This window comes from Flavimaribacter sediminis (assembly GCF_019492055.1).
GTDB lineage: Bacteria > Pseudomonadota > Alphaproteobacteria > Rhizobiales > Rhizobiaceae > Flavimaribacter > Flavimaribacter sediminis.
The window spans coordinates 1,142,517-1,159,700 of sequence record NZ_JAICBX010000001.1; the positions used below are offsets into that span (position 1 = coordinate 1,142,517).

15 protein-coding genes and 1 pseudogene are annotated in these 17,184 nt (G+C 60.3%); 3 read left to right on the plus strand and 13 right to left on the minus strand.

Going from position 1 to position 17,184, the window contains the following annotated elements; genetic code table 11:
* Positions 1–16 precede the first annotated feature (16 nt).
* The gene (locus K1W69_RS05385) at positions 17–2,197 is read left to right on the plus strand and encodes a TRAP transporter permease (protein WP_220227282.1); all 2,181 of its coding nucleotides are present in this window, start codon (positions 17–19) and stop codon (positions 2,195–2,197) included.
* Here the strand turns inward: K1W69_RS05385 and K1W69_RS05390 are convergent.
* From K1W69_RS05390 to K1W69_RS05425, 8 genes are all read right to left on the minus strand, one after another.
* A complete protein-coding gene (locus K1W69_RS05390) occupies positions 2,157–3,731 on the minus strand; it encodes an FAD-binding oxidoreductase (RefSeq protein ID WP_220227283.1) in 1,575 nt (524 codons plus the stop codon). The genes K1W69_RS05385 and K1W69_RS05390 overlap by 41 nt on opposite strands.
* The gene (locus K1W69_RS05395) at positions 3,728–5,380 is read right to left on the minus strand and encodes an alpha/beta fold hydrolase (protein WP_220227284.1); all 1,653 of its coding nucleotides are present in this window, start codon (positions 5,378–5,380) and stop codon (positions 3,728–3,730) included. The genes K1W69_RS05390 and K1W69_RS05395 overlap by 4 nt, the downstream gene beginning before the upstream one ends.
* Positions 5,377–6,897 (minus strand): class I adenylate-forming enzyme family protein, encoded by a 1,521-nt coding sequence (locus K1W69_RS05400; protein WP_220227285.1) that lies wholly within the window; start codon positions 6,895–6,897, stop codon positions 5,377–5,379. The genes K1W69_RS05395 and K1W69_RS05400 overlap by 4 nt, the downstream gene beginning before the upstream one ends.
* A gap of 6 nt (positions 6,898–6,903) precedes the next feature.
* Complete coding sequence (locus K1W69_RS05405; RefSeq protein ID WP_220227286.1) at positions 6,904–7,848, minus strand: amidohydrolase family protein; 945 nt, start codon at positions 7,846–7,848, stop codon at positions 6,904–6,906.
* Positions 7,849–8,045: 197 nt separating this feature from the next.
* Positions 8,046–8,666: a glutathione S-transferase family protein gene (locus tag K1W69_RS05410; protein ID WP_220227287.1), complete on the minus strand. Its 621-nt coding sequence runs from the start codon at positions 8,664–8,666 to the stop codon at positions 8,046–8,048.
* 90 nt (positions 8,667–8,756) lie between these two features.
* A complete protein-coding gene (locus K1W69_RS05415) occupies positions 8,757–9,515 on the minus strand; it encodes an alpha/beta fold hydrolase (RefSeq protein WP_220227288.1) in 759 nt (252 codons plus the stop codon).
* Positions 9,516–9,587: 72 nt separating this feature from the next.
* Positions 9,588–10,367, minus strand: a complete 780-nt coding sequence (locus K1W69_RS05420; RefSeq protein WP_220227289.1) for an SDR family oxidoreductase — start codon at positions 10,365–10,367, stop codon at positions 9,588–9,590.
* Positions 10,364–10,687, minus strand: coding sequence for a nuclear transport factor 2 family protein (locus K1W69_RS05425; RefSeq protein WP_220227290.1), 324 nt, complete (start codon positions 10,685–10,687; stop codon positions 10,364–10,366). The genes K1W69_RS05420 and K1W69_RS05425 overlap by 4 nt, the downstream gene beginning before the upstream one ends.
* 109 nt (positions 10,688–10,796) lie before the next feature.
* On the opposite strand from K1W69_RS05425, the gene K1W69_RS05430 reads away from it, so the two are divergent.
* The gene (locus tag K1W69_RS05430; protein ID WP_220227291.1) at positions 10,797–11,741 is read left to right on the plus strand and encodes a LysR family transcriptional regulator; all 945 of its coding nucleotides are present in this window, start codon (positions 10,797–10,799) and stop codon (positions 11,739–11,741) included.
* 94 nt (positions 11,742–11,835) lie between these two features.
* Here the strand turns inward: K1W69_RS05430 and K1W69_RS05435 are convergent.
* Together K1W69_RS05435 and K1W69_RS26950 are read right to left on the minus strand one after the other, a co-directional pair.
* Positions 11,836–12,057: pseudogene (locus K1W69_RS05435) on the minus strand (GFA family protein); the annotation flags it as partial.
* An 82-nt stretch (positions 12,058–12,139) separates the two neighbouring features.
* The gene (locus K1W69_RS26950) at positions 12,140–12,271 is read right to left on the minus strand and encodes a hypothetical protein (protein WP_258570814.1); all 132 of its coding nucleotides are present in this window, start codon (positions 12,269–12,271) and stop codon (positions 12,140–12,142) included.
* Between the two features lie 455 nt (positions 12,272–12,726).
* Here K1W69_RS26950 and K1W69_RS05440 point away from each other — a divergent pair, with 455 nt between their 5' ends.
* A complete protein-coding gene (locus K1W69_RS05440) occupies positions 12,727–14,100 on the plus strand; it encodes an IS1182 family transposase (protein ID WP_220227292.1) in 1,374 nt (457 codons plus the stop codon).
* Between the two features lie 174 nt (positions 14,101–14,274).
* Here the strand turns inward: K1W69_RS05440 and K1W69_RS05445 are convergent, their stop codons facing one another.
* Genes K1W69_RS05445 through K1W69_RS05455 form a run of 3 tightly spaced genes read right to left on the minus strand, consistent with a single transcriptional unit; the run spans position 14,275 to position 17,131 of the window.
* Positions 14,275–14,604: a ubiquitination-like system serine protease family protein gene (locus K1W69_RS05445; protein ID WP_220227293.1), complete on the minus strand. Its 330-nt coding sequence runs from the start codon at positions 14,602–14,604 to the stop codon at positions 14,275–14,277.
* The gene (locus K1W69_RS05450; protein WP_220227294.1) at positions 14,601–15,992 is read right to left on the minus strand and encodes a ThiF family adenylyltransferase; all 1,392 of its coding nucleotides are present in this window, start codon (positions 15,990–15,992) and stop codon (positions 14,601–14,603) included. Before K1W69_RS05450 ends, K1W69_RS05445 begins: the two co-directional genes overlap by 4 nt.
* Entirely contained in the window at positions 15,989–17,131 is a 1,143-nt protein-coding gene (locus tag K1W69_RS05455) for a multiubiquitin domain-containing protein (protein WP_220227295.1), read from the minus strand. Before K1W69_RS05455 ends, K1W69_RS05450 begins: the two co-directional genes overlap by 4 nt.
* Between the last annotated feature and the right edge of the window lie 53 nt (positions 17,132–17,184).

The following is a 17,184-nucleotide window of genomic DNA, read 5'->3' on the forward strand; positions in this document are numbered from 1 at the left end:
CTCAACGGCTCCTGTCATGACCGAAAAAACCGCGCTCGCGAGAGTGACAGGTGGAACAGAAGGCAGGCTTGTCGATTCCTGGGCTATATTGACACTCAGCACCTTGTTCGTGCTGATCCATCTTTACGCCGGCATCTACGGATCGCCCAACGCCCTGCTGTTCAGGTCGCTGCACGTCAATATTGCACTGGTGCTTGTCTTTCTGACCAGGCCGCTCGGTCGCGGACTGCCGCGTCTCGCGGACCTCGCCATGATCGCAGGAACCCTCTGGGTCCAGGCCTATTTCATGATCGAACTGGAAACCTGGAGCATTCGCACCATTATTTTCCGGCCGATCGATTATTTCACTTCGATCCTCTTTATCGTGCTGATCCTTGAAGCGACCAGGCGCGTCGTTGGGCCGATCCTTGTATTCATTTGCCTGTTTTTCATGGCGCACGCCATCTACGCGAACTATTTTCCGGGCATTTTCTATGGCCCGCCCACAACGTTGAAAAACTTGCTGCAAAGCGTCTTCCTGGATTCCAATGGCATCTTCGGCACCGCGGTCGCGGTCATGGCCAACTTCGTCGTCTTGTTCATTCTGTTCGGCACACTGTTGAACGCCTGCGGCGGAGGCGCGTTCTTCACGAAACTGGCCTTCGCCCTGTTCGGACATCGCACGGGAGGGCCGGCAAAAGCCGCAGTGGTTTCGTCGGCTATGATGGGTTCGCTGTCCGGCTCATCGATCGGCAACGTCCTGACAACGGGCGTCTTCACGATCCCGCTGATGATCCGGCTTGGCTACAAGCGGGCGTTCGCTGGCGGCGTCGAAGCCGCGGCCTCCAATGGCGGCATCATCATGCCGCCGGTCATGGGCGCCGTCGCATTCATCATGGCCGAGTTCCTCGACCGCCCCTATCTCGATATCATCATGGCGGCCGCCATTCCCGCCATCCTTTATTTCCTGGTGATCTTCGTTTCGGTGCATACTGAGGCGAGACGCCTGAACCTGCCGCAAATGCCGAAGGCGTTGCTGCCGAGCGCCTGGGCGCTGTTCAAACGGGAAGGCTATCTGCTGCTCCCGATCGTGTTGATCATCGTGGCTCTCGTCGCCGGCCGGTCGATCGTCTATGTCGCCGTCATGATTACCGGGATCACCTTCCTGATCGGTATTCTCCAGCCGCGCCGCAGGCTCAACCCGCGCACCTTGCTCGCCGTGATTGAGGAAACCGCGACCTCCACCGTGGGGCTGTCGGTCGCCGCGGCCTCCGCCGGCATCATTCTCGGCGCCATTTTCTCCGTAGGCCTGAGCTTCCAGATCGCCCAGGCGGCAGCGCACGCCGCCGGCGATCACCTCTGGGCCTTGCTCATCCTCGCCGCGGTTCTGTCGGTCATCATGGGAATGGGCATGACGGCGGTGGCCATCTATCTCACCCTGGTCGCAACCATCATTCCGATCCTCAAGGTCGCCGGCGTTCCGGCGATGGCGGCGCATTTCTTCGCCTTCTACTACGGCATCATTTCAAACATTACGCCGCCGGTGGCGCTGACGGCCTTCGCCGCGGCGCCCATCGCGCGCGCGAACCCGATAGCGGTCGGAGTGTCGGCTTCGCGCCTCGGGATCGCCTGCTTCCTTCTGCCGATCCTGTTCATTTATTCGCCGGGGCTGCTGCTTGAAAGCTCCTGGCAGGAGACGGTCTATGTCACGGTCATGGCGACGCTGGGCCTCTGCGCCTTCGCAACAGGGACGACAGGCTATGCTTTCGCGCCCATGCCGTTGTGGCAGCGCGTCGGCGCCATCGGCGTGTTCCTGCTCGCCGTCACACCGGAATGGAAACTCGACATCGCCGCCATAGCGCTGGCGGTTGTGGTGTTCGGGAGCAACTTCCTCGCGCGTCCGCGCGATCGGGCAACGGACAATCGCGACTTGTCCGATATAAAGGAAGAAGAGCAGCGTATCCTGAGCGACATCATGGAAGACCAGGACACGGTCGTCGAGGCGGGGCGCGGGGCCTGGTATTGGGGCGCTTGGGGCGTGGTGGTTCTGGTGGCGATCGCCTTCCAGTGGTCGAGCAGCGTCTATCTGCAGGCGCGGGAGCCGCTTCTTTGGGCGCTGGTCATGGTCGTGGTGTCCGTGCTGGCTTCTGCGGGCATCGTCTGGACCTGCAACGCGGCTACGCGGACTGCGGCGCCAGACCCAGTACGCCAGGATTGAGAATGCCGTCGGGATCGAGAGCGGTTTTCAGCGCCGTCAGCATCCCGTCCATGCCAGGCAGAAGATCTTCCCGGTAGCGATAGCTTCGTCCGATCTGCATGCTGGCGCCGCCACGCTGCGCGAAGAGATCCATGAATTCCCGGCGTATTTCGAGAGCCAGCGCGCGGGTTTGCGGGCGCGGTTCATTGCGGTCATGCGCTTTGACCTGATCGTCGGTCGCATGGGATCTCTGGAAACCCGAAAGTGAGTCCGGCCACATCAGCTGCGGTTCGATGATGAATTCGTCGCCCACGCTCGCCAGCAGTATCGGCGCCCGGATTGAATGATCTTCCAGGTCGGCTTCGCGGTTCTTCAGAATATCTTCCACCGACTGTAAGGCCGCCGGATAGGCGTCGCCGGAAAATATCCCGTGACACGGCAGCCAGCGCTCTCCGTCCTGCCCGACCAGCGCCTTTATCTTGCGGAAGGGACGGGCGCGGGTCACGCGGGGTATCGTGTCGGGTATCGGCGAACCGCCCGCAGCCGCGCAGGTTTTTGACGCGGCGTCCGCGATCTCGCCCAGCAGGGATTTGAGCGGCGGCTCGACGACGATGTGCAGCGACCATGTCAGCTTGTCGAGCCTGGCGCTGCGCATTCCTGCTGCATTGACGAGGTTGCGGGCAGCACTCAGAACTGATCCCGACTTGCCGGCGATATCGGAGGCAATGCCGACCGATTCCAGCACGGAGAAGCCGCTGCGCGCTAGATTGCGATGCGCGGCCTTGTCGAAAGCCCAGACTTCGGCCAGGTGCGGAATGTCGCGCAGCGTCATCATCGCGGCGACGATCTGCTGCGACGTGTCGAATGAAAACGACAGGAAGGCGGGCGTCGGTGGTTTTTTAATCAACCGCAGCAGGGCTTTCGTCTTGACGCCGAAAGCTCCGCAATCGCCCAGAAAAGCTCCGACCATGTCCGGTCCGAACCGCGGCAGCGCGGGGAGGCGCCGAGCGCCCCACGATCCGATGCGATGGAGGGCGCCGGTTCCGTCGGCGATCTCCAGGCCGATCACGGACTCTGCGGCATAGCCGTAACTCCCCGATCCAAAGAACGAACCGTTCTGGCTCAGCGAGCCGCCGATGGTCGCCGCCATCCCCGACAGGGGGCCGAAAAATGGCGTTCGCAAGTCGCGTTCATCCAGCGCGTCATACAGCTTCGCCCATGTGCATCCCGCTTCCACGGTCACGCATCGCGCCTCTTCGTTGATCTCGATGACTCTGCTCAGATCCCTCAGATCGAACGCGAGCGCTTCGGCGTCGTGCAGGTATCCGCACGAATAGGACATGCCGCCGCCGCGAGGCAGGATCGCAATGCCCCGTTTGCGCGCCAGGGCTACGATTTCTCCAACGTCTTCCGCGCTGGCGGGTTGGACGATGGCCTGAACCGGCGCGGCCGCCTCGCCGGAAATGTCCTCGGAGAACATCCGGCGCGCCCCGGGATCGTCGAGAACCCGCTCCGCGCCGATAATGCCGCCGAGACTGTCGATCAGGCTTGTCACGCCAGAAGGCCTTTCAGCATTTGCGCCAGCGGAACGGTTTGCCGTGAGACCCGGTGCACATGATCCTCGCCCACGCAACCGATCGCCCACGAAGCGAGCGCGTCGCAGTCCGGATCGCCGTCGAACACCACGATATCGATCCCGCCGCCTGACGCCTCCAGATTTCCGGCAGCGTCACACCGGTAGAGATTGCGGGCCATCTTGAGGCCATGATCGCCTGCGACGACAATCGACCGAAAGCGGTTGTGCAGGCGTTCTGCGCTCAGATCGTTGCCGATCGCCCGGCCTTTTTGATTTTCCCGGTCGTGCCAGGGCTTGAAGAGGTCATAGTCGCGCGCCCACCAGAAGGCGGCGGAGAGATGCGCGCCGTCCCATCTCGGGGAAATGTCAGGAACCATGTCGGACGATGCGGCAGAGATCTGCGTCCAGGGGTCGACCACAATCAGTTTGCTCACGCCCGGAAGCTCGGTCGCGATTGCAACGCTAGCTCCGATAGCGATAACGGGCGCGTCCTGCACTCCGAGTTTACCGATTACTTCGGCTATGATTGCGGCGAGATCCCGGACAGTGTCAAGCGTATTGGGCGCCGCCGGATAGACGTCGACGCCGGGAAGCGAAATTCTCACGGCCCTGTGCGATCTGCCGAGCCGCGCCGCCACGCCTCGCAGCTCGTCGGACCCGCCAGGCATGTCATGCAACAGCACGACCGGCGAACCATCGCCGTCGATCCGGACCGCGACCGGCCCCGCGGATGTTTCGATCAGGCGTTTCGATCCCTGCAGCGACGACGCGCGATCGATGATTGCGCGGGCGTCCAGAAGCGTGTAGCCGGCGTTCTCGGAGACCAGCCGTTTCATGGTCGACGCCCATTCGCCGCGGTCGGAGGTCATTGCCGTCAGCGAGACGTGTTCGCTCAGTCCTCTTGCACGCTCCATATGCTCGAACAGCATGTCGTCTTCGCGCGTCGCGATAAAGACCGGGCGCTGCACCCGTTCCAGCGGCTCGAAGTGATTGTAGCGGAACGCAGCCGCATAGGCCGCCCGGTAGGCGTCGCCGGCAAGCAGGAAGTCCGTCACCACTGCATGGTGATGATCGAGTTTCGGCGGGCCGTATCCCAGCCGCGATCCGTCGCCAAGCTGGTTCCAGGGAAACACGGTGAACTGGTCCCGGACCCTCGACCAGAGCCAGGCCACATGCGTTCCGTCGAGCGTCGGCAGGAATGGCGGGAGGTAATGCGCAAGTAGAGCGTCGCGCTCGGTTTCGTTGAAGATCGCATAGCCGTCGAGAATGACGGCGGAAACGCTGTCGGGCGACTGGACGGCGGCTTCCACGGCGATGGCGGCGCCGGTGTGGGCGCCGTAAATCGGAACCGGTCCGAGGTCGAGACGGTCCACAAGCTCCAGAACGACCAATGCAAAATCCGCGATTTCGGGTTGCGCCAGCGGCAACGGGTCGGAATAGCCGAAACCCGGCGTATCCATCATCACACAGGTGAAGTTTTGCGCCAGATGCCCCGCCAGGCGAAGCAGCGCCGCCGAAGAGCGCGGCGACTCGTGACAAAGCACCACCACCGGGCCCGAACCCTGAACCTGCAGACGGATGTGCCCGCCATGCGACAGGCGAACGATGGTCTGCAGGACCTCGCTCATGCCTTGGCTTCCCACTGGGCGCGGAGATCCTTTTTCAGCACCTTGCCGGCGGCGTTTCGCGGAATGGCCTCTACAAATTGCACCGATTTCGGCACCTTGTGCGGCGCCATCCGGTCGCGGCACTGGGATATGACCCATTCCGGATCGGGCGGGTCGCCGGACGGCCGCAGAAACGCGCACACCGCTTCGCCCCAGCGCGGATCCGGCACGCCGACGACGGCCGCCTCGGCGACGCCCGGCAGGGCGTAGAGGATTTCCTCGATGTCGCGCGGATAGATATTGACCCCGCCGGACAGGATCATGTCCTTTTTCCGGTCGACGATGTGGAAAAAGCCTTCTTCGTCGGCCCAGGCGAGATCGCCGGCAGAGAACCAACCGTCGCGCATGCTTGCTTCGGTTTCCTCGGGTCGGTTGAGATAGCCGTTGAAGAGGGTAGGGCCGGTCGAGAAAAGCTCTCCGATCTCGCCGGGCGCCACAGCGGCGCCGCTGTCGTCGAGAAGCTTCACCTGCTGGCCTGGAATCGGCCGTCCGGCGCAATTCTGCTTGAGCCGCATTTCGTGTGGATAGAGATTGGTTATGACGCCGCCCTCTGTCGACCCGTAGGTTTCGTGCAGACTGGTTTCGCCGAACCAGCGCAGCGTGGCGAGCTTGGTTTCTTCCGGCAGCGGCGCGGCGTTGCAGATCATCGACGTCAATCGGTGGTTGGAGAGTTTCTCCAGCCGCGATTCGGGCATCTCGAACATGCTGTGCAACTGGGTCGGCACCACGAAAGTCCCCGTATGGCGGCCATCGGCAAAACACTCGTACAGCAGTTCGGGCGTGTATTTCTCCATCAATTCGACGCTGCCGCCGAGAAACAGGCTGGCCATCGGATAGGCGAAGCCGCCGCCATGAAACAGCGGAGTCGTAACGAGGAAATTGTCACCCTCTCCAAAGCATCGATAGACCGCGGCGGAAACGAGGAACACCATCACGCGGCTGCGGTGCGGCAGACAGACGCCCTTCGGCCTGCCGGTGGTTCCGGACGTATAGGGAATGGCGAAGGTTTGCCATTCGTCGGGCAATTGCGATGGCGGCGCAGCGGAGGCTTTCGATATCCAGTTGTCGTGCTCGTCTCCGATCACGATCACGGGCGCCTGGCTCGCCGATTTCACCTTCTCGGCGTTCGCCTGGTCGGTGAACACCAGCCGGGCGTCACAGTCCTCAAGTATCGCCGAAAGTTCGCTTTCCGTCTGCCGGGGATTGATGGTGGCGATCGCCGCGCCCGTCGCGGAAACGCCGCCGACGATCTCGAAATATTCGGGCTCGTTGCCGGCGATGATCGCCGCGTTGGCGCCTGTTTCCAGGCCGGCGGCGGCGGCAGCGTTGGTGACGCGGTTCAGTCGATCGCCAAGTTCACCATAGGTGATCTTGCGGTCGCCAATCGTGATTGCCGTGCGTCCGGGCACGCGCGCCGCGTTGGTGCGCAGGCCGGCCGAGATGTCCAGGGATCGATAATTTGCGGGAAACTCGGTCATCCGCCATCAGCTCCGTGTCATCCGGATACCGGCGCGAAACTGGCGCTCGATAATGTCGTCCGGCGCATCCGGCTTTGATTGCTGCTGCGGCTTGCCGCTCTCCGGCAGGCGGAAAATCCGCAATGCGTTCTCGCGCATCAGCAAGTCCTTGCTTTCCGGACGAAGGTTCAACGCGTCGACCTCCTTGACGGCTCTTTCAGGGTCGATCACAGGCCAGTCCGTCCCGAACAGCACTTTCTCACGCCCATAGGTGTTCAGGTAGTGGACAAGCTGCGATGGCCAGTGCTTGGGCGCATAGGCGTCGACTCCGATGAAGATGTTTTCATGCTTCCAGGCCATGGAAATCATCTCGTCAGTCCAGGGAATTCCGATGTGAATACCAATCAGTTTCAACTCGGGAAAATCGATCGCGACCTCGTCGAGCGTAATCGGCCGGCCAACGGAAGGCAGTCGGCGTTCTCTCGAATAGATGAGATTGTGGCCGACCTGCATCATGATCGGAATATCGAGCTCGCAGCACTTGGAATAGTAGGGATAGTAGCGCCGGTCATTGGGCGCCAGACCGAACCAGTGCGGATAGAGGTGCGCGCCGACGAATCCCAGTTCCTTCACGCCGCGCTCCAGGTCGTAAATGCCCTGCATTCCCCGAAACGGATCCACCCCGGCGAGCCCTGAAAACCGGTCCGGCTTGGCGCGACATACTTCGGCGACGCGCTCATAGGTGATCTCAAACGACCCGCGGACCGCCATGTCGCCTGCGCGCACGGCGATCAGAAGCGCCCGGTCGATATCCGCGCGATCCATCTTTGCAAGGTAATCGTCGATCGTGACGCCGCCTCGCATCTCCGGGGACATCCGCACCTGCTGCTTGAAGCTTTCGTCGATGCCGGTGCGCCCTTCGGCAACCTCCTGCGGCGTGAAGAGATTGCACACGATATCAATAGCACCCATCGACGACTCCATAATTCGCAGTGTTACGCGGGAAATATGCTGCCAATCATGGCGGCTCCCGATAATTTGTCCGGACCAATACTAGACGCAATGATCTCTCTACGGAAGCATCTGCAGGAGAGAAATTTCTGATGCGGTTCAAAGGCGTTGTCGCCCGCATGGGGCAGGCGGGGCGGCGCCCTCCGGATGCGAACCTGTCAGGCGATACCGTTACGACAGTGCTCCGCAAACCCGGGCCGTTTCGACATTCGGTCCATCCAGGCGCTGACCGCCGGCAATTGGGGGCGGTCCATCGGCGTGTTCTCCCATCGATTGGTCGACAGCGCCAGAACGATGCCAGTAAGCGTAAATTTCTCGCCGCAAATATAGGCGTCTGTGGACGCAAGGCGCCTGTCGAGCAGGTGCATTGCGCTGTTCCAGGCCTGGATGCTTGCTGCTTGCGCGTCCGCATCGCCGAACGCCGGATGTTTTCGAACAAGCCCCATGAAAGCGGAACGCCATGCATTGTTCAGCTCGCTGAGTTGCCAATCCATCCATGCTTCGACTTCAGCCCGTTCCGCCGCGCTTTCGGGCAGCAGATCGGAGCGTCCTTCGCGCGCTGCGAGATAGCGACAGATCGTGTTGGATTCGCTGAGGCGAACATCGCCGTCAACGAGGACTGGAACCAGCCCCTTGGGATTGATCGCAAGGAATTCCGGAGACGATGTCGAGCGTGTGTTTCCTCCCCAGTCTTCGCGGTCCGGCGCAATCCCCAGTTCCACGCAGGTCCAAAGCACTTTTCTGACATTGATCGAATGCGGTTGGCCCAAAAGTTTCATGGCGGCTGAATTCTCCGACGCGTCATCGCCGGAAAAGCTACCGCTGGAACGGACTTTTGCATGGCGACCGGCAAATCCGCTCCGATGAGCCTATTCGACCGTTTGCGCCGCCCGATCGATGACGTCGGCGACCGATTTCGGTTGCGTCATGAAGACCGCATGGCTGGCCTTTACCTCGGTGACATTGGCGCCGATGCGCTCCGCCATCCAGTAGAGCATCTTCATGTCGAACGCCTTGTCATCCGTGGCGATGACCGCCCAGCTTGGCTTGACACGCCAGGCGGCGTTTTCAAGCGTGGTTTCAAAGGAGCTCATGTTGATCGCGACCTGCGAATCCCGGAGGAACGCGGCGTCCGCGTCGCTGGCGTCGGCGGCGAATCCGGCCTTGAAATTCTCCGCCTTTACAAATCCGTAGCCGTCTTCTCCGATGTCGAGCACGAACTCCGGCGGACCGGTAAACCCTGCATATTGCTGCGCGGTCGTCTCGCCGGCGTCCGGCGACAGCGCAGAGATGTAAACGAGACCCGCCACGTTCGGATGGACGCCCGCCTCGGTGATGACGGTTCCGCCCCATGAGTGGCCGACGAGTATGGTTTGTCCCTGTTGCCGATCCAGAACCCGCTTCGTCGCGGCGACGTCGTCGGCAAGCGACGTCAGCGGGTTCTGAACGATGCTCACCCTGTATCCGCGTTCCGTCAGTTCTTCGTAGACCTTGCGCCAGCCCGAGCCGTCGACAAAGGCGCCGTGCACCAGAACGACGTTTCTGACCATCGTGTCGTCGGCGGAATGCGCAGGCGTAGCGGATGCGAGACTTGCCGCGACGGATGCAGCCAAAATACTCTTCTTCATATCGGTTTTCCTTGTTGGAGTTTTGAGCGGGGCCGCGGCAAGAGCGTCGCGGTCCTGCTGAGTGTTGACGGGTCACACGGTCGGTACTGCGCCGCCATCGATCAGGTGCTCCGAGCCGGTGATCGTGGCGGCGCGATCGGACGCCAGAAAGGCGATCAGACTGGCGACTTCGACCGGGTTCGATGGGCGGCCGATGGGAATGCCGCCGAGTGAATCCATGATGATTTTCCGGCCGCCATCGATATTCGTGCCTGCCTGTTTGGCAATCCGCGTCGCCAGATCGACGGAGGCTTCCGTGTCGATCCAGCCCGGTGATACCCGCGTTACGCGGACGCCCTTGGGCGAGATCTCCTTAGACAGGCACTTGCTGTAGGTCGAAAGGGCCGCCTTCGCGGCCGCATAGGCGGTCGTGGCGTCGGGCAGGGGCATGAGCCGCTGAATAGACGACACATGGATGATCACGCCGCTGCCCGCTGCAACCATGTCCGGCGCGAGCAGCCTGTCGAGGCGGACGGCGGGAAACAGGTTGAGGTCCAGTTCCGTTCGCCATTCATCGTCGGACAGGGCTTCGAAGCCGCCTGCGGGCGCGGACGAGCCGCCAAGCATGTGAACGATGATGTCCACCCCGCCCAGCCGCTCGCGAACCGCCTGCGCAACGCTGACGCAGCCCTCCGCGGTGGTGAGATCGGCCGCCACGAACTCTTCGTCCGGCATGTCTTCCGGCTTCGACCTGGCGGTCGTCAGAACCTGCGCGCCGAGTTCGCGAAAGAGGCAAACCGTCGCCGCGCCCGCGCCGCGGGTGCCCGAGGTGACGAGCGCCCGTTTGCCCTGGAGGGAGAGAAACGCGTTCATGCGCAAATCTCCAGGCTCCTGATCCGGTCGTCTTTCAGCCGGAAGGCGAAGGTCAGTACTGCGGGACTGCCCAGAAACTCGCCCGTCACTCGGGCGCGAACCTTGGAGAGGCCGTCTTCCTCGCGATACTCCAGCGGTTCGGCCACGTGGTGATATTTCTCCTTGGAGACGCGCCACCATTTTTCGATGTCCGCATGGCCGGAATGGGTGCGCCCTTCGTCCATGACCGTGGCGTCGGACAGGAAGTTTCGGATCGGCGTCTCGCCGTTGTTTTGCTTGTCGGCGTCAAAAAACGCCTGAACCGGAATTGGCAGATTCATATCGCTGCTCCTTGTGGTCGGATTGGTCTTGTCGACAGCAAAAATAGGCGTAGACGTGCGTCCCGATAAGCAGGATAATATTGGATGTCGCATTTCGGAAAGCGGGACAATGTATCGACCGGGACTGAACGATCTCGATGCTGTGATCGCCATCGTGCGCCGGGGGTCCTTCCGCGCCGCCGCGCTCGATCTCGGCATGTCGACGACCGCCCTCAGCAATGCCGTCGGCAAGCTTGAAACGAACCTTGGCGTCCGTCTTTTCAATCGCACGACCCGAAGCGTTTCGCTGACGGACGCCGGGCAGGCTTTCGTTGACCGGATCGGCGCTCCATTGCAGGACATCCACGGCGCAATCGAGGCCGCGCGTTCGCAGCAGACCACCCCTTCGGGAACGATCCGGATCAATGCCTTCGGAACGGCGGCAAGAGCGATCATCTCACCCCTGATCCTCGAGTTTCTCGATCGCTATCCGCAGACGCATGTCGTTCTGGCGACGGAAGACCGGCTGGTCGACATCGTTGCGGACGGCTTTGATCTCGGCGTGCGGTTTGCAGGACTCGTTCCAAGCGACATGATCGCGGTGTCGCTTCGCCGCAAGCAGCGCTACGCGGTCGTCGGTTCGCCGGAACATATAGAGAAATACGGGAGGCCGCTCGTTCCGCCGGATATTCTCAATCATCCGTGCATCCGCGTCAGGCTTCCCAACGGCGCGCTTTATCGCTGGCAATTCGAAAAGGGCGGTCAAAGCGCCCAGATCGAAGTCAGCGGCCGGATTACCCTGGGCGAGACCAGCATTGCGCGTATTGCCGCGCTGGAAGGCATCGGTCTCGGCTTCTTCATGGAGCAGGATGTGGAGGCGGATATCGCAGCCGGGCGGCTCTTTCGCGTGCTGGAGGACTGGACTCCTCCATTTCCCGGGCTTTGCCTCTATTATCCCGGCCGGCGCAACCCGTCCGCCGCCTTCAAGGCGTTCATCGAGCTTGCGCGCGAATTGAGCGCGAAACGCATCGAGAGTGTCCAGAGCCGCCCGTTATCTGGCGATCCGGGACGATAGCGGTTTCGGCAATCCCGATTTGGGTCGAGGGAGGGTTCGCGAAACTGACGACAGTCGAACCTTCAAGCGCCATGCGACAAAGGCGGCAGGCTCGTTATCGGGCCGGGGGCATCCTGTCGAATTTCTGCAAGGAAGGGGCAAGGTGGTTCCAGTCATATCCGGCTGCGGTCAAGGTCGCCAGCTGCGGTTTGTAACGGCTCGGATCGTCGAGGCTTGCCGGCGTCACGATGAACACATCGGGCATATCGGGAAAGGTCATGTAGACGGACGAACCGCATATGGGGCAGAAGCCGCGCCGCTTCAGCGTGCCGCCGTCGCCTTGTGACTGCCAGAAGAATCACGCGAAAGGACCGCTCCCCAGCGACCGATGCCGGGGAGCGTTCATGCCGATCAGTTGATCACCACAGCCCGGCAACCTTCGTTGCCAGCAGAACGAGAACGATGACGACGGAAGCAGCGATGGCGAACTTGCCGTCGGCTGAAATTTCAATGCCCGGTACTTTGAACCGGAATTTGTCTTGAGGTTCCATGAGCCCTCCTTTGGCGATCGGAGAGGCTCGGGCTTCAATTACCGAGGAACCTCTCACGATCGTGAGTATTGTTCCTCAGCAACTTCCCGTTCATTTGCCGAGAGGGTGGGGTTGGCAAGAATGCCATAAAAACATGTAAGGCCGTCAAAGCGCCAACGGGACAGGCGCCTTTCTGGCTCGGATTCAATCGAACCCGACATAACCCGTATATAGTGCGCGCCTCGAAAAAATGCAACCGGCGCGGACAGCCTTTGCTGATCCTTGCGGCCCGGACAAATTGACCGCTTTGCGCCCTCATTTCGGACGTTCGCGATTGTGGCCTCAGCTCCCGTAAGCAGCCATTCGCTGCGCTCTGGTCCAAGGACCGGACAGGGCGGATTTTGATGAAAAAGTCGCCTTGATTAGGCCTTTGTCGATTGATTCAGTTTCTCAAGTGATTTGGGAGGCTGATTGCGATGATGGGCAAGCGAAAGGAATGTCAGGCGGCACTGTTCTATGAGTTCAGCCTTGAGGACCACGTACCATCGGGTCATCTGTTGCGGTCGATAGATCGATTTGTGGATTTGACCGACATCCGAACACACCTGCGCGCTTTCTACAGCGATATCGGGCGTCCGTCGGTTGATCCCGAACTGATGATCCGCATGCTTCTGGTCGGATACATCATGGGTATTCGATCCGAGCGGCGGCTGTGTGAAGAGGTCCATCTGAACCTTGCCTATCGCTGGTTTTGTCGTCTCGATCTGGGCGATCCAGTGCCCGATCAGTCGACCTTTTCGAAGAACCGTCATGGCCGGTTCCGGGAAAGCGATCTGTTGCGGCAGCTGTTTGAGAGTGTCGTTGCCCGCTGCATTGAAGAAGGATTGGTGGGTGGCGATGTGTTCGCCGCCGATGCCAGCATCATCCGAGCCGATGCGAACAAGCAGAACTCGACTGCGAAGGAAGAATGGGACCCGTCCTCACTCGATCCGGAAGCCGTACCACGGGCAGTCAAGGAATATCTGGATACGCTGGACGATGCCGCCTTTGGCGCCGCCAGTGATGTCGAACCGAAGTTCACTTCCCACAGTGATCCGGCTTCCCAATGGACCGGCGCACTCAAAGGTCCCGCCTTCTTCGCCTACGCCAACAACTACCTGATCGATACCGACAACGCGATCATCGTCGATGTGGAGGCAAGCAGGGCGATCCGGCAAGCCGAAGTCGGTGCAACCCGAACGATGATCCGGCGGACCCGCGACCGGTTCGGCCTCAACCCGGAGGTCCTTGCCGCCGACCAGGCCTATGGGTCAGCTGGGAACCTCAACTGGCTGCTGCATGAAGAAGGCATTCAGCCGCACATTCCCGTTTTCGATAAATCGAAACGCATGGATGGTTCTTTCCCGAACACCGCTTTCGTCTTCAACCATGAGGCCAACGAATATGTCTGTCCCGGCGGCAAACGGCTGAAGAAGTACTGGCGCAAGATGACAAAGCCCCGATCCGGGATCAGCAAGGATGGTTTCATCCGCTACTATGCCCGAAAGGGCGATTGTTCATCCTGTGCGCTCAAGGCCCGATGCACACCGAACCAACCAGCCCGGAAGATCGCCCGACATATCTACGAGGAGGCACGGGATCTTGCACGCGAGATCGCAACCACCGATGCCTATGTCGATGCCCAGCGACGGCGAAAGAAGGTGGAGATGCTGTTCGCCCATCTTAAACGCATCCTCAAACTCGACCGCTTGCGTCTTCGGGGACCCAACGGAGCGAAAGACGAATTCCACCTCGCCGCAACAGCCCAAAATCTTCGCAAGCTCGCAAAGCTGATCCCGCAGCCAGCGTGACAACCGAACCCGATGCTGTTCGGCAAGCCACCAGAAGCTAAATCAACTAAGCCTTTTTCATCAAAATCGGCGGGAAGCAGACTTTCGCCGCAAGTGCCTAACAAGACAAACTCAGACAAAAAAAGCAGACCTTGGCAGGCAATCAGGAGACTGCTCTAGGGACATGACTCTCCTCTAGCACCAATGAATGTGACCATCTCTCAGCCAGAAATGTGCTTTGCATCCTGTTTTTCGCCAGACGGAGGGACGAAGTGTGGGCGGTTTGTCATCCTCCGGTTTCAACGACCAGTTCGGCTTGACTTCCTTTAGGAGCATCAATTCCAAGTCGTCCCCGCAACCGCACGGGCACCGCATTGCGACCGACCAATCGTCTCCGCCATCACGACAGAGGTAAATATGCCTCGACCGAATGGGAGTCGGTGGAGTGTCGCCATCAACAATGATCAATTTCCGTCGCGGGCCATATCTCTGCCAAAGCGACCGAACACAAAAACGCACCGTCATGCCGCGTCCCTCACTTTGATGGGCGCGAGGCTGGGCAACCCCAGAAGAGGCTCGACCAAACCAAACGCCAGATCTCCCGTTGCCTCAGTCTTGAACTCCTCTTCAGGTATCAGTTCCAGTTCGCCGGCAGCATGCGAGAAAAGCGTACGCGCGCACCCAGAGTTGCCTCCTATACGGTAGGGAAACTGACGTGCGATCCATTCGAGAACGGCATCCGCTGCCGCCTTCATATTCAATGCCATGACCGACGGGGCTTCTTCATGAACGCTTTGGATGTATCCAGCTTCGATCTCTTGCGCAGCTGCGTCGGGCGCGTTGGCCAACAGATACTCGGCGCGCAATCCTTCCGATGTGACGACTTCCCGATCTGACAGGTTGGGTCCGTCTGGCCTCACAAAATCGATGCGACCGCATACATCAGCGACGTGGGCCATGTCTGCGTTATCACGCCGTGTTGGGATCGTAACACCGAGGTCTATCAGCGGGATTAGGCAGCGACGGCAGATCAGTTCTGCGATGCTTCGGCCTGTCATGCCGTCTACGCATGAAAAGAGGATGTCGGCCGCAGACGCAGCAATCACTGCATCACGGGTGTCTAGGCCGGCGGAAATGATCGTGACTTTAGTGTTGGGCGCGTATTGCTTGATAGCAGCGGCCATCATGCGAGTCTTGAGCTGTCTCGCTTCTGCATCTTCGACAGTCGAATTGACGATACGATTGAGGTTCTTGTGCTTGACGATATCAAAATCGACCAAAACGAGATGGCCGACGCCTTTGCGGGCGAGCAGTTCCGCCACGATCGAGCCTGTCCCCGACACACCAATAACACAGGCCGTGCAACCGGCGAGTTTGTCGGTCATCTGGTGCCCAAAGGGCAGGGCCGGCGCCAGACCGTTTTTGGTAAGATCAACGATGTTCAGACCGACGCGCCAGACCTTATCGACATCGTGGCTCTCGCCCGTTTGACAATAGAGGCGCACCTTAATCGCCCCGCTTGGAGTCATGATCGCTGATCCGTGAAAAAATCCCTCGGCCTCGATGGCCGCGAACAAACCGGGGATCGTGATGCGATCGCTCGTGTTGTCTGTCTTTGAGAACCCGTAGAAGCCGCCTGGATGACTGTGGATCAGTATGATGGCATCGCCATCGGATTCAGCCTGGTCGATGGCGTCTTCGATGCTCTCGCCTGGCCAACTGATGTAATTGCATTTCCGTTGGGGGCATAACGCGTCAGGTACGTTAACGACGGCGCGCACGATCATGCGTTCCTTGGCCGGTCCCACGAACCTGCAGATCATTATGGCCGCGGACTCCAACTCGTCGCCGGGAAAGAGAAAACCACGAAGCTCCGCATGCTGGTTCTCAGTGAGCGTGAGGCTTGCGGTCATTCCCCGACCTCCTTCAAGATTGCGGCTTCGACGACCGCGATATGCGTCATCACGCTATCCGTGGCCGGGTTCCAGCGTGTCTGACCGTTCAAGTGACGGGACCACCGCTGAAAGCTTCGACCACCGATCGAAGTCCGCACAGACGTCTGCGGAATCTCATGCCCTGTTTTCAGGGCCAGGTGCGGATAACAATGGAACATGTCGATCTCAGATCTCGGATAGGTTGGTGGCACCTCAATCGCGATGTCGACCACCTGTGCGTTGTATCCGTCTGGGAGGACGAAGTCGCGAAGCAGCAACCACCGCCGACCGGCGTCCATGAAGGTTTCCCAGTAGAGGCCACGCTCCTCGAGATAGGTTTCGTCATTCTCGAGAAGGGCGAACTCACGACGAGGCACATTGTGTGCCTCGCCATTGTTGATCTGCGCCGGCGTCAGCCGAAGCTTCTCGATCCCGGGAAGGGTCAGATCGATTGTATCGGTCAGGGCCACCTGAAGTTTGGCTTCGCCCTTCCGTTTGAGGATAGCGATCCACCCCTTGTCCGGATCGAAGCCTGCCTGCGCCAATGCGTCTTTGACCACGACGAGCGGTGAAGTCAGTGTCAGCAGGACACCCTGAACATTGAGCTGCCAGGACGGTTGGCGCGAGACGAGGCGCTCGAGCTCTTTGCTTGAAAGCCGCACCGTATCGCTGTCACCAAGTTCTTTATCAGGTTCATCCATCCGCTCGAGAAACAGAGTCTCGTTTGGGGGAATGCGAGCGACAAAGCGAATCATCTCGACGGAGATCGTCTGAGCACCCCAACTGAAGCGACGACCATTCACCATGAATTTCAGCAGCCGGTCGGTCTTGAACGCAAAGAAGCGTTCTGGCCCTTGCGCTCGAAGATCGAGCGTTTCGTCGATCTCGATTTCACGCAGTTTGTCGTTGCGAGGAAGGTAGAGCAGAACATGCTCATCGGCAGGCGTGCGATCAAACGCCTCGAGCACCTGCCGCCCGGTTGGCTCAGCATCACCGAGCGAGCGTTTCTCATCGAAGCTATCACTGTCCCAAAGGCGGACACGATAGGTTTCTGCGTCGGGAATTTGCGCGATTGGCTGGTCGCGCACCCAGTCTTCAATATCGACAATGCCTTTCATGGCTATGTCTCCTACGGTTGTGCGACGGCACCGTGCCAATGCTTGATCATCAT